Source organism: Kitasatospora sp. NPDC058184 (genome assembly GCF_042883725.1).
In the GTDB taxonomy this organism is placed as follows: Bacteria; Actinomycetota; Actinomycetes; order Streptomycetales; family Streptomycetaceae; genus Kitasatospora.
This window is the reverse complement of the sequence record NZ_JBHVVE010000010.1, coordinates 174495-187692: the sequence shown is the minus strand read 5'-3', so window position 1 is coordinate 187692 and position 13198 is coordinate 174495. Positions and strand designations below refer to the sequence as shown.

Sequence of the window (13198 nt, the reverse complement as noted above, 5' to 3'; positions counted from 1 at the left end):
CGTTCGTGCGCCGCACGGCGCCGGGCACCGCCGAGGCCCCCGCGACCGGAGACGGTCACGGGGGCCTCGGCCGTGCGACGGGGGAGGGGCTACCAGCCGCGCTCGCGCCACTCGTCGAGGTGCGGGCGCTCGGCGCCGACGGTGGTGTCGGAGCCGTGGCCGGGGTAGACCCAGGCCTCGTCGGGGAGGGCGTCGAAGATCTTCTCGGTGACGTCCCGGTAGAGGGTCCGGAAGGCCTCCGGGTCGCCCCAGGTGTTGCCGACGCCGCCCGGGAAGAGGCAGTCGCCGGTGAAGACGTGCTGGTGGCCCTGCGGGTCGTCGTAGACGAGCACGATGGCGCCCGGGGTGTGGCCGACCAGGTGCCGGACGGTGAGCTCCACCTCGCCGACCCGGAGCGTGTCGCCGTCCGCGAGCAGCAGCTCGGTGGGGACGTCGATGCCCTCGGCGTCGTGCTCGCCGGCGGCCGTCCGGGCACCGGTGGTGGCGACCACCTCGGCCAGCGCGCCCCAGTGGTCGTGGTGGCGGTGGGTGGTGACCACCGTTTCGAGGTCGTCCCCGACGGTCTCCAGCAGCACCGGCGCGTCGGCGGCCGCGTCGATCAGGAGCTGTTCGTCGGTGGCCCGGCAGCGCAGCAGGTAGGCGTTGTTGTCGTACGGGCCGACGGCCACCTTGGTGATGATCAGGTGGGCCAGTTCCCGCACGTCCGGCGGTCCGCCGACCTTGACCGCTCCGTGGTACGTCATCCGTCTGCTCCTCGTCGTGTGGATCTCCCTGGCATCATCCTCGCGCCGTCAGCCCATGGGGGGAAGCGGGGGCAGGGCGGTGTCGGGGGTGCGGTGCAGGGCGTCGCCGGCGGAGCGGCCGGAGAGCCAGGCGGTGAGGGCGCGGACGGGGCCCCGGACGGTGAGGGCGGGCTCGCCGGTGCCGATGACGGCGCGGTCGTCGGTGTCGTCGGCGACCAGCTCGACGGCGGGCAGGCCGGCCTCCCCGGCCAGGCCGGCGGCGAGCTTGCGGAACTGGGCGACGGCGAAGTCCTCCGGCCAGTCCGCCGGGGTGTGGCCGGCGGCCAGGTCGACGTGGTGGTACTCCAGCTCCAGCAGGCGCTTGTGCGGGATCTGGTGGGCCGGGAAGACGTAGCCGAAGCGGTGCTTGACGGACGCCGCCCAGGCGTCGTCGGTCATCAGCGCGGCGGCGGCCAGGAAGCGCTCGTGGGACGCGCGCAGGTCGGAGAGGTGGGCGTCGAGCGGGCGGGGCGCGTCGCGCTCGATGTCCTGGTCGCGGGCCTCGTGGCTGGCGTACTGCGGGACGTCGGTGCCGGTGCGGGCGCCGGTCAGCAGGTTGACCAGGGAGTCGGCGTTGCGGGCGAGGTGGGCCAGCACGTGGCCCTTCGTCCAGCCGGGGAGGGCGGAGGGCTCGGCGACGGCGTCGGGCTTCAGCCCGGCGACGGTGCGCAGCAGGCGCCCGGTGCTCTCCTCGACCTGGCCGAGCCAGGAGTCGGCGGCGGACCTCGGGTCGGTCATCGAATCTGCCTTCCGTGCGGAACGGGGCGTTGCCCGGAGCGGGCTTCGCTCGTTGACCAGGTGACGCTACCGCCGAATCCGGGCCCTGAGCAGGGGGTTTTCGGGTACGCGCACCGTGCGGGTACGGACGGCCCGGGGGGTGGCCTCACTCGTTCGGGTGGTCCCGGCTGGACAAGGTCGATATTCGAACGTCTGAGCTATAGGCTGGCTGCCGCATCCTGGAAGAAGCAGCACATCCCAACGCAAGCCCTCTCGCCCCGGAGAAAGGCGCCAGAAGCAGTGGCCGACCGCCTCATCGTCCGCGGTGCTCGCGAGCACAACCTCAAGAACGTCTCGCTCGACCTGCCCCGCGACTCCCTCATCGTCTTCACGGGCCTCTCCGGCTCCGGCAAGTCCTCGCTCGCCTTCGACACGATCTTCGCCGAGGGCCAGCGCCGCTACGTCGAGTCGCTGTCCTCCTACGCCCGTCAGTTCCTCGGGCAGATGGACAAGCCCGACGTGGACTTCATCGAGGGCCTCTCCCCGGCCGTCTCGATCGACCAGAAGTCCACCAACCGCAACCCCCGTTCGACCGTCGGCACCATCACCGAGGTCTACGACTACCTGCGCCTGCTGTTCGCCCGGATCGGCAAGCCGCACTGTCCGCACTGCGGCCGCCCGATCGCCAAGCAGTCGCCGCAGGCGATCGTGGACAAGGTGCTGGAGCTCGCCGAGGGCACCCGGTTCCAGGTGCTCAGCCCGGTGGTGCGCGAGCGCAAGGGCGAGTTCGTCGACCTCTTCGCCGACCTCCAGTCCAAGGGCTACTCCCGCGCCCGGGTCGACGGCGGGACGATCCAGCTCGCCGAGCCGCCGAAGCTCAAGAAGCAGGAGAAGCACACCATCGAGGTGGTCATCGACCGCCTGACCGTGAAGGACAGCGCCAAGCGGCGGCTCACCGACTCGGTGGAGACGGCCCTGCGGCTGTCCGGCGGCATGGTCGTGCTCGACTTCGTCGACCTCCCCGAGGACGACCCGGAGCGCGAGCGGATGTACTCCGAGCACCTCTACTGCCCGTACGACGACGTGTCGTTCGAGGAGCTGGAGCCGCGCTCGTTCTCCTTCAACTCTCCGTTCGGCGCCTGCCCGGACTGCTCGGGCCTGGGCAACCGGATGGAGGTCGACCCGGAGCTGGTGGTGCCCGACGTCGAGCGCTCGCTGGACGAGGGCGCGATCCACCCGTGGTCGGCCGGGCACGCGAAGGAGTACTTCCAGCGCCTGATCGACGCGCTGGCCGGGGAGCTCGGCTTCCGCACCGACATCCCCTGGGCCGGGCTGCCGGCCCGCGCGAAGAAGGCGCTGCTGTACGGGCACAAGCACCAGGTGGAGGTCCGCTACCGCAACCGCTTCGGCCGCGAGCGCTCGTACAGCACCGGCTTCGAGGGCGCGATCCCGTTCATCCAGCGCCGGCACACCGAGGCGGAGAGCGACAGCAGCCGCGAGCGCTTCGAGGGCTACATGCGCGAGGTGCCCTGCCCGACGTGCCAGGGCACCCGGCTCAAGCCGGTGGTCCTCGCGGTCACCGTCGAGGGCAGGTCGATCGCCGACGTCTCCTCGATGTCGATCAGCGACTGCTCCGAGTTCCTCGGCGCGATGCGGCTCAACGCCCGGGACAAGCAGATCGCCGAGCGGGTCCTCAAGGAGGTCAACGAGCGGCTGCGCTTCCTGGTCGACGTCGGCCTGGACTACCTCTCGCTCGACCGCGCGGCCGGCACCCTGTCCGGCGGCGAGGCCCAGCGCATCCGGCTGGCCACCCAGATCGGCTCCGGCCTGGTCGGCGTGCTGTACGTGCTGGACGAGCCGTCCATCGGCCTGCACCAGCGGGACAACCACCGGCTGATCGAGACGCTGGTGCGGCTGCGCGACATCGGCAACACCCTGATCGTCGTCGAGCACGACGAGGACACCATCAAGACGGCGGACTGGGTGGTCGACATCGGCCCGGGCGCCGGCGAGCACGGCGGCAAGGTGGTGCACTCCGGTTCGCTGAAGCAGCTGCTCACCAACAAGGAGTCGCTGACCGGCCAGTACCTCTCCGGCAAGCGGTCCATCCCGATCCCGGCCACCCGCCGCGAGCGGGACAAGAAGCGCCAGCTGACGGTCCACGGCGCCCGCGAGCACAACCTCAAGGACGTCACGGTCGGCTTCCCGCTCGGCACCTTCACCGCGATCACCGGTGTCTCCGGCTCCGGCAAGTCGACGCTGGTCAACGACATCCTGTACACCCACCTCGCCCGGGAGCTGAACGGCGCCCGCAGCGTGCCCGGCCGGCACACCCGGATCACCGGCACCGACCAGGTGGACAAGGTGGTGCACGTCGACCAGTCGCCGATCGGCCGCACCCCGCGCTCCAACCCGGCCACCTACACCGGGGTGTTCGACCACGTCCGCCGACTCTTCGCGGAGACGCAGGAGGCCAAGGTCCGCGGCTACCTGCCCGGCCGGTTCTCCTTCAACGTCAAGGGCGGCCGCTGCGAGAACTGCTCGGGCGACGGCACCATCAAGATCGAGATGAACTTCCTGCCGGACGTCTACGTGCCGTGCGAGGTCTGCCACGGCGCCCGGTACAACCGGGAGACGCTGGAGGTCCACTACAAGGGCAAGTCCATCGCCGAGGTGCTGGACATGCCGATCGAGGAGGCGCTGGGCTTCTTCGAGGCCGTCCCGGCGATCGCCCGGCACCTGCGGACGCTCAACGACGTCGGCCTCGGCTACGTCCGGCTCGGCCAGTCGGCGCCGACGCTCTCCGGCGGCGAGGCGCAGCGCGTCAAGCTCGCCTCGGAGCTCCAGAAGCGCTCCACCGGGCGGACGGTCTACGTGCTGGACGAGCCCACCACCGGCCTGCACTTCGAGGACATCAGCAAGCTGATCAAGGTGCTCAGCGGGCTGGTGGAGAAGGGCAACACGGTGATCGTCATCGAGCACAACCTCGATGTGATCAAGACCGCCGACTGGATCGTCGACATGGGCCCCGAGGGCGGCTCCGGCGGCGGCACCGTGGTCGCCGAGGGCACCCCGGAGCAGATCGCCGCCGTCCCGGAGAGCCACACCGGCAAGTTCCTGCGGGACATCCTGCCGGCCGGTTTCGCGGACGCCCCGGCCGCCGCCCCGGCGAAGAAGGCGCCGCGCAAGCGCGCGGCCGCCGCGAAGAAGTAGCCCCGTCCGCCCACCCCGCCGCACCCGGGGACTCCCGGGAGCGGCGGGGTGGGCGCGACATAGACTTCCGTGGTCCCCGCAACAGCCGTACCCGTAGGAGCGCACCGATGTCCGAGGCCCCCGAGACCAGCCCCACCGCCTCCCGCCGCACCGTGCTCTGCGGGGCCGCGGCCGTCCTGGCGGCCGGCGGCACCGTGGCGGTCACCGGGTGCAGCTCCTCGTCCTCCGGTGGCAGCGCCCCCAAGGGCCCGGTCGACCTCGGCCCGGCCTCGGCCGTGCCGGAGGGCGGCGGCAAGGTCTTCCGCGAGCAGAAGATCGTGGTGACCCAGCCCACCGCCGGCCAGTACAAGGCGTTCAACGCCCGGTGCACCCACGCCGGCTGCCTCGTGGACCAGGTCAAGAACAACCAGATCCAGTGCCCCTGCCACGGCAGCCGGTTCGCCATCACCGACGGCGCCGTGCAGGACGGACCGGCCTCCTCCCCGCTGCCCGCCTACACCGTCACGGTCGAGGCCGGCAACCTCAAGGTGACCCCGAGCTGACCGAGTTGAGCGCCTCCCGACCGCCACGGTCCCCCCTGACGATCTCCGCCCCGCGGCCCCGGCCCCACTCGGTACGGTGGACCCATGGCTGACCCGAGCACCTACCGCCCGGCGCCCGGTGCGATCCCGACCTCCCCCGGCGTCTACAAGTTCCGCGACGCCCACGGCCGGGTCATCTACGTCGGCAAGGCCAAGAGCCTGCGGCCGCGCCTGTCGTCCTACTTCCAGGACCTGGCCGGCCTGCACCCGCGCACCGCGACCATGGTCACCACCGCCGCCTCGGTGGAGTGGACGGTGGTCGCCACCGAGGTCGAGGCGCTCCAGCTGGAGTACTCCTGGATCAAGGAGTACGACCCGCGGTTCAACGTCAAGTACCGCGACGACAAGAGCTATCCGGAGCTCGCCGTCACCCTGAACGAGGAGTACCCGCGGGTCCAGGTGATGCGCGGGGCGCACAAGAAGGGCGTGCGCTACTTCGGCCCGTACGGGCACGCCTGGGCGATCCGCGAGACGGTCGACCTGCTGCTGCGCGTCTTCCCCGTCCGCACCTGCTCCAACGGCGTCTTCAAGCGCGCCCGCCAGGTCGGCCGGCCCTGCCTGCTCGGCTACATCGGCAAGTGCGCCGCGCCCTGCGTCGGCAAGGTCTCGGCGGACGAACACCGCGCGCTGGCCGAGGACTTCTGCGACTTCATGGCCGGGCGCACCGGCAACTACCTGCGCCGGCTGGAAGACCAGATGCAGGAGGCCGCCGCCGAGCTGGAGTACGAGAAGGCGGCCCGGCTGCGGGACGACATCGGCGCCCTCAAGCGCGCGATGGAGAAGAACGCCATCGTGCTCGCCGACGCCACCGACGCCGACCTGCTGGCCCTGGCCGAGGACGAACTCGAGGCCGCCGTGCAGATCTTCCACGTCCGCGGCGGCCGGGTGCGCGGCCAGCGCGGCTGGGTCACCGACAAGGTCGAGGACGTCGACACCGCCGGCCTGGTCGAGCACGCCCTCCAGCAGCTCTACGGCGGCGGCGAGTCCGTCCCGCGTGAGGTGCTCGTCCCCGCCCTGCCGGAGCCGGCGGAGCCGGTCCGCGAGTGGCTCGGCGGCCTGCGCGGCAGCCAGGTCGACCTGCGCGTGCCCCAGCGCGGCGACAAGAAGGACCTGATGGCCACCGTGCAGCGCAACGCCCAGCAGGCGCTGGCGCTGCACAAGACCAAGCGCGCCTCCGACCTCACCACCCGCAGCCGCGCCCTCCAGGAGATCGCCGACGCGCTGGAGCTGGACTCCGTCCCGCTGCGCATCGAGTGCTACGACATCTCCCACCTCCAGGGCGAGGACGTGGTCGCCTCCATGGTCGTCTTCGAGGACGGCCTGGCCCGCAAGAGCGAGTACCGGCGCTTCCAGATCAGGGGCTTCGAGGGCCAGGACGACGTCCGCTCGATGCACGAGGTGATCAGCCGCCGCTTCCGCCGCTACCTCCAGGAGCGCGAGCAGACCGGCGAGTGGGCCGTCCCCGAGGAGGACGACCCCGACACCGCCGCCGGCGGCACCCGGGACGAGGAGGGCCGCCCCAAGCGCTTCGCCTACCCGCCCCAGCTGCTGGTCGTCGACGGCGGCCAGCCGCAGGTCGCCGCCGCCAGGCGCGCCCTGGACGAACTCGGCATCGACGACGTCGCGCTGTGCGGCCTGGCCAAGCGCCTGGAGGAGGTCTGGCTGCCCGGCGAGGACGACCCGGTGGTGCTGCCCCGCTCCAGCGAGGGCCTCTACCTGCTCCAGCGGGTCCGCGACGAGGCGCACCGCTTCGCGATCAGCTATCAGCGCAACAAGCGTTCCAAGCGACTCACCGCCGGGGAACTGGACTCCGTCCCGGGCCTCGGCGAGACTCGCCGCCGGGCGCTGCTCAAGCACTTCGGTTCGCTGAAGAAGCTCCGGGCCGCCACCGTGGACGAGCTCTGCGAGGTACCCGGCATCGGACGCCGCACCGCGCAGACTGTTGCGGAGGCGTTGTCGTCCCGTACACCCGCCGCACCCGCGGTCAACACCGCGACCGGCGAGATCATCGAGGACGGGGCCGAGCAGGCCGCCGGGCCGGTGGCCGCAGCACCCCAGACCGCACCATCCCAGGAGACGCCATGACGGCCGACGCCGCCCGTCAGCCGGTGTGCCCCGGCCCCGCCCGCCTGCCCGGGCCGGGGAAGGGCGGCCGAGCCGTACGCGTACTCCCCAGCAGAAAGACCGAGAGCGGGGAACCGAAGTGACCGTGTCAGACGTGGCCGAGAACGCGCCGGAGCTGGTGATCATCTCCGGTATGTCCGGAGCCGGCCGCTCCACCGCCGCCAAGTGCCTGGAGGACCTCGGCTGGTTCGTGGTGGACAACCTGCCGCCGGCCCTGATCCCGACCATGGTCGACCTGGGCGCCCGTTCCCAGGGCAACGTCGCCCGGATCGGCGTGGTCGTGGACGTCCGCGGCCGGCAGTTCTTCGACGACCTGCTCACCTCGCTGGACGAGCTGGAGAAGCGCGGCGTCCGGCTGCGGGTCGTCTTCCTGGACTCCTCCGACGAGGCGCTGGTGCGCCGCTTCGAGAGCGTCCGCCGCCCGCACCCGCTGCAGGCCGACGGCCGGATCGTGGACGGCATCGCCCTGGAGCGCGACCTGCTGCGCGACCTGCGCGGCGAGGCCGACCTGGTGATCGACACCTCCAACCTCAACGTGCACCAGCTGCGCGCCAAGCTGGACGCCCAGTTCGCCGACCACGACGAGCCCGAGCTGCGCGCCACCGTGATGTCCTTCGGCTTCAAGTACGGCCTGCCGGTCGACGCCGACCTCGTGGTGGACTGCCGCTTCCTGCCCAACCCGCACTGGGTGCCCGAACTGCGGGCCCGTACCGGCACCGACGCGGACGTCGCCGGCTACGTCTTCCAGCAGCCCGGAGCCAACGAGTTCCTAGACGGCTACGCCCAGCTGCTGCGCATCATCACCGAGGGATACCGCCGCGAGGGGAAGCGCTACATGACGCTTGCCGTAGGCTGCACCGGTGGCAAGCACCGAAGCGTCGCCATGTCCGAGCGTCTGACCAAGCGTCTCATCGCCGACGGAGTCGAGACGGTGCTCGTCCACCGTGACATGGGACGGGAGTAACCGCCGCCGCCCTGCCGGGCCCGCCGGCGGAGTGGTCGGCGGGCCGAGGAACGCGAGGTGAGTGTGGCGGGATACGTGCCCGGGCGGCAGCCGCAGAGCAGGACCGGTGACCGGGCGGGCAGCCCGGCCCGGCCCACGGCGCCGGGCCGTCCGCGCAGCAGTCCCGCCCGCGCCAACCCGGCCCCGAGGATCACCGCGCTCGGCGGCGGGCAGGGCCTGTCGGCCTCGCTGTCCGCGCTGCGCCGGCTCACCAGCGACCTCACCGCCGTGGTCACCGTCGCCGACGACGGCGGCTCCAGCGGCCGGCTGCGCGAGGAGCTGGGCGTGCTGCCTCCGGGCGACCTGCGCAAGGCGCTGGCCGCGCTGTGCGGGGACGACGACTGGGGCCGCACCTGGTCCGAGGTGATCCAGCAGCGCTTCACCGGCAACGGCGAGCTCGGCGGCCACGCCGTCGGCAACCTGCTGATCGTCGCGCTCTGGGAGAAGCTGGGCGACCCGGTCGCGGCGCTGGACTGGGTCGGCCGGCTGCTCAACGTGCAGGGCCGGGTGCTGCCGATGTCGGCGGTGCCGCTGGACATCGAGGCGACCGTCCGCGGCCACGACCCGGCGCGCCCCGGCGAGGTCACGGCCGTCCGCGGCCAGGCCGACGTCGCGGTGACCCCGGGCACCGTGCAGTCGATCCGGCTGCTGCCGGACGAGCCGCCCGCCGTCCCGGAGGCGGTCACCGCCGTCCGGGAGGCGGACTGGGTGGTGCTCGGCCCCGGCTCCTGGTTCACCAGCGTGCTGCCGCACCTGCTGGTGCCCGAGCTGGCCGCGGCGCTCACCGAGACCCGCGCCCGCCGCCTGCTCACCCTGAACCTGGCCCCCCAGCCCGGGGAGACCGAGGGCTTCACCCCGCAGCGCCACCTGGAGGTCATCGCCGACCACGCTCCGAACCTCGCGGTGGATGCGATCCTGGTGGACGAGCGCGCCGTCACCGGCGGGGCCTTCGGCCAGGCCGACCTGGACGGCCTGGCGAAGGCCGCCGAACGGATGGGCGCGGCTCTGGTGCTCGGCTCGGTGGCCCGCACCGACGGGACGCCGCGACACGACCCCGAGCTGTTGGCGGCAGCGTACGACCGGATTTTCCGGACACATGGAAGGATCGGGCCATGGCGATGACTCCAGCGGTGAAGGACGAGATCAGCCGGCTCCCGGTCACCCGGGCCTGCTGTCGCAAGGCGGAGGTGTCGGCGATCCTGCGGTTCGCGGGCGGGCTGCACATCGTGAGCGGCCGCATCGTGATCGAGGCGGAGCTCGACACCGGAGCGGCGGCACGGCGGCTGCGCAAGGACCTGCTGGAGATCTTCGGGCACTCCTCCGACCTGGTGGTGATGGCCCCCGGCGGGCTGCGCCGCGGCAGCCGCTTCGTGGTCCGGGTCGTCAAGGACGGCGAGCTGCTCGCGCGCCAGACCGGGCTCGTGGACGGCCGCGGACGCCCGATCCGGGGCCTGCCCCCGGCAGTCGTCTCCGGGGCCACCTGCGACGCCGAGGCGGCCTGGCGCGGGGCCTTCCTGGCGCACGGCTCGCTCACCGAGCCGGGCCGCTCCTCCTCGCTGGAGATCACCTGCCCCGGCTCCGAGGCCGCCCTCGCCCTGGTCGGCGCCGCCCGTCGGCTCGGCATCCCGGCCAAGGCCCGCGAGGTGCGCGGCGTGGACCGGGTGGTGATCCGCGACGGCGACGCGATCGGCGCCCTGCTGACCCGGCTCGGCGCGCACGAGTCGGTGCTCGCCTGGGAGGAGCGCCGGATGCGGCGCGAGGTGCGCGCCACCGCCAACCGGCTGGCCAACTTCGACGACGCCAACCTGCGCCGCTCGGCCCGCGCCGCGGTGGCGGCCGGCGCCCGGGTGGCCCGCGCGCTGGAGATCCTCGGCGACGAGGTGCCCGAGCACCTGGCCGCGGCCGGCCAGCTGCGGATGCAGCACAAGCAGGCCTCGCTGGAGGAGCTGGGCGCGCTCGCCGACCCGCCGCTGACCAAGGACGCGGTGGCCGGCCGGATCCGCCGCCTGCTGGCGATGGCCGACAAGCGGGCCTCCGAGCTGGGCCTGCCCAGCACCGAGGCGAGCCTCACCGACGAGATGGCGATGAACTGACGCCCACGGTCACACCCCGTGATCACGAAGGCCGGCGCCCGGACCCCCGGGCGCCGGCTGCGGTCGTTTCCGGACAGCCGCGACACTCCCGAATTGGTAGAGACCACTGAGCTGGGACCAACTGCCCGGCGGGCCAGGGCCGGACGGCCTGAAATGGGGTTTGGGGCACGCCACGCCCGGTCTCACCAGGCGGCGCGATGTGCCGTCCCAGGCCCCGGAGGGGTAGGGTCGTAGGCGGTCGGGGACTTCCCAAATCTCACCCCCGCCGGGCCTCGCGCCCGGCGTACCTAACGAGGAGATCGGTTCGTGACGATCCGGGTAGGCATCAACGGCTTCGGCCGCATCGGCCGCAACTTCTTCCGCGCGGTCAAGGCTCAGGGCGCGGACATCGAGATCGTCGGTGTCAACGACCTCACCGACACGAAGACCCTGGCTCACCTGCTCAAGTACGACACCACCCTGGGCACCCTCCAGGCCGAGGTCTCGCACACCGAGGACAGCATCACCGTCGACGGCCACACCTTCAAGGTGACCGCCGAGCGTGACCCCGCGAACCTCCCGTGGGCCGCCCTGGGCGCCGACATCGTCGTCGAGTCCACCGGCATCTTCACCGAGGCCGAGGCCGCGAAGAAGCACCTCGCCGCCGGCGCGAAGAAGGTCATCATCTCGGCGCCCGCCACCGACGAGGACGTCACCATCGTCCTGGGTGTCAACGACGAGAAGTACGACGCCGCCAACCACCACGTCATCTCCAACGCCTCGTGCACCACCAACTGCGTGGCGCCGATGGCGAAGGTCCTGAACGAGAGCTTCGGCATCGTCAAGGGTCTGATGACCACCGTCCACGCGTTCACCAACGACCAGGTGACCCTGGACTTCCCGCACAAGGACCTGCGCCGTGCTCGTGCGGCCTCGCAGAACATCATCCCGACCTCGACCGGTGCCGCCAAGGCGACCGCCCTGGTCCTGCCGGAGCTGAAGGGCAAGCTGGACGGCACCTCGCTGCGCGTCCCGGTCCCGACCGGCTCCATCACCGACCTGGTCGTGACCCTCGAGCGCGAGGTCACCAAGGACGAGGTCAACGCGGCCTTCCAGAAGGCCGCCCAGGAGGGCCCGCTCAAGGGCATCCTGGCCTACACCGAGGACCCGATCGTCTCCTCGGACATCGTGAACGACCCGCACTCCTGCATCTTCGACTCGCAGCTGACCATGGTCCAGGGCAACCAGGTCAAGGTGCTCGGCTGGTACGACAACGAGTGGGGCTACTCGAACCGCGTGGTCGACCTGGTCGGCCTCGTCGGCGGGCAGCTCTGACCTCGCGGGAGCTGACGTGATGTAGGGGCGAGGGCCTGGTCGGCGTACGGTGCCGACCGGGCCCTCGTTCCGCGCTCAAGGACTTCTCAGGCGGCCCCTGCGCCGTGCCGCCTCACTGCGCATCAACCATCTCCCCAGGAGAATCCGAATCCCCGTGAAGACCATCGAAGAGCTCATCGAAGCCGGTGTCGAAGGCAAGCGCGTCTTCGTGCGCGCCGACCTGAACGTGCCGCTGGACGGCAGCACGATCACCGACGACGGCCGCATCCGCGCCGTCGCGCCGACCATCGCCAAGCTGGCCGCGGCCGGCGCGAAGGTGGTCGTCGCCTCGCACCTCGGCCGTCCCAAGGGCGCGCCGGACCCGCAGTTCTCGCTCGCCCCGGCGGCCGAGCGCCTCGGCGAGATCCTCGGCAAGGGCGTCGCCTTCGCCACCGACACCGTCGGTGACAGCGCCGCGGCCACCGTCGCCGCGCTGGCGAACGGCGAGGTCGCGCTGCTGGAGAACCTGCGCTTCAACGCGGGCGAGACCAGCAAGGACGACGCCGAGCGCAAGGCCTTCGCCGAGCAGCTGGCCGCGCTGGCCGACCTGTACGTGGGCGACGGCTTCGGCGCCGTGCACCGCAAGCACGCCTCGGTCTTCGACCTGCCGGCCCTGCTGCCGCACGCCGCGGGCGACCTGATCGCCACCGAGGTCGGCGTGCTGAAGAAGCTCACCGAGGACGTGGCCCGCCCGTACGTGGTGGTGCTCGGCGGCGCCAAGGTCTCCGACAAGCTCGGCGTGATCGACAACCTGCTGGAGAAGGCCGACCGGATCCTGATCGGCGGCGGCATGGCGTACACCTTCCTCAAGGCCAAGGGCCACGAGGTCGGCATCTCGCTGCTCCAGGCCGACCAGATCCCGACCGTCCTGGAGTACCTGGCCCGGGCCGAGGCGCGCGGCGTCGAGTTCGTGCTGCCGGTCGACGTCCTGGTCTCCGCCGAGTTCCCGGACCTCAAGACCAAGGCTCCGGCGAACCCCTCGACCGTCGCCGCGGACGCCATCCCGGCCGACCAGGAGGGCCTGGACATCGGCCCCGGGACCCGCGAGCTGTACGCGGCCAAGCTGGCCGACGCGGGCACCGTGTTCTGGAACGGCCCGATGGGCGTCTTCGAGCACCCGGACTACGCGAACGGCACCAAGGCCGTCGCGCAGGCCCTGCTCGACAGCGACGCGTTCACCGTGGTCGGTGGCGGCGACTCCGCCGCGGCCGTCCGCATCCTGGGCTTCGACGAGACGAAGTTCGGGCACATTTCGACCGGCGGCGGCGCCAGCCTCGAGTACCTGGAGGGCAAGACCCTCCCCGGTCTCGCCGCTCTGGAGGACTGACAGCA

At 72.0% G+C, this 13198-nt stretch carries 10 protein-coding genes; 8 read left to right on the top strand and 2 right to left on the bottom strand.

The window, feature by feature from the left end; genetic code table 11:
• Positions 1-89: 89 nt before the first annotated feature.
• Positions 90-743 carry an MBL fold metallo-hydrolase gene (locus ACFVXH_RS20985; protein WP_049649605.1) on the bottom strand — a complete coding sequence of 218 codons (654 nt, stop codon included), beginning with the start codon at positions 741-743 and terminating at the stop codon, positions 90-92.
• Between the two features lie 48 nt (positions 744-791).
• Positions 792-1520 carry a maleylpyruvate isomerase family mycothiol-dependent enzyme gene (locus ACFVXH_RS20980; RefSeq protein ID WP_387825904.1) on the bottom strand — a complete coding sequence of 243 codons (729 nt, stop codon included), beginning with the start codon at positions 1518-1520 and terminating at the stop codon, positions 792-794.
• 279 nt (positions 1521-1799) lie between these two features.
• Between ACFVXH_RS20980 and uvrA the strand changes: the two genes are divergently transcribed.
• The 8 genes from uvrA to ACFVXH_RS20940 all read left to right on the top strand — a co-directional run bounded on the left by uvrA (position 1800) and on the right by ACFVXH_RS20940 (position 13193).
• A complete protein-coding gene (uvrA, locus tag ACFVXH_RS20975; protein WP_049649607.1) occupies positions 1800-4712 on the top strand; it encodes an excinuclease ABC subunit UvrA in 2913 nt (970 codons plus the stop codon).
• A gap of 107 nt (positions 4713-4819) precedes the next feature.
• On the top strand, positions 4820-5254 hold the full coding sequence (locus ACFVXH_RS20970; RefSeq protein ID WP_380744579.1) for a Rieske (2Fe-2S) protein: 435 nt from the start codon (positions 4820-4822) through the stop codon (positions 5252-5254).
• 84 nt (positions 5255-5338) lie between these two features.
• Positions 5339-7378 carry an excinuclease ABC subunit UvrC gene (uvrC, locus tag ACFVXH_RS20965; protein ID WP_387825900.1) on the top strand — a complete coding sequence of 680 codons (2040 nt, stop codon included), beginning with the start codon at positions 5339-5341 and terminating at the stop codon, positions 7376-7378.
• A gap of 118 nt (positions 7379-7496) precedes the next feature.
• A complete protein-coding gene (rapZ, locus tag ACFVXH_RS20960; protein ID WP_234348205.1) occupies positions 7497-8381 on the top strand; it encodes an RNase adapter RapZ in 885 nt (294 codons plus the stop codon).
• A gap of 63 nt (positions 8382-8444) precedes the next feature.
• On the top strand, positions 8445-9542 hold the full coding sequence (gene yvcK, locus ACFVXH_RS20955) for a uridine diphosphate-N-acetylglucosamine-binding protein YvcK (protein ID WP_079271949.1): 1098 nt from the start codon (positions 8445-8447) through the stop codon (positions 9540-9542).
• Complete coding sequence (gene whiA, locus ACFVXH_RS20950) at positions 9533-10513, top strand: DNA-binding protein WhiA (RefSeq protein ID WP_049649611.1); 981 nt, start codon at positions 9533-9535, stop codon at positions 10511-10513. The genes yvcK and whiA overlap by 10 nt, the downstream gene beginning before the upstream one ends.
• Positions 10514-10819: 306 nt before the next feature.
• Positions 10820-11827 (top strand): type I glyceraldehyde-3-phosphate dehydrogenase, encoded by a 1008-nt coding sequence (gap, locus tag ACFVXH_RS20945; protein ID WP_387825896.1) that lies wholly within the window; start codon positions 10820-10822, stop codon positions 11825-11827.
• A gap of 154 nt (positions 11828-11981) precedes the next feature.
• Positions 11982-13193 carry a phosphoglycerate kinase gene (locus ACFVXH_RS20940; RefSeq protein WP_387825893.1) on the top strand — a complete coding sequence of 404 codons (1212 nt, stop codon included), beginning with the start codon at positions 11982-11984 and terminating at the stop codon, positions 13191-13193.
• Positions 13194-13198 lie beyond the last annotated feature (5 nt).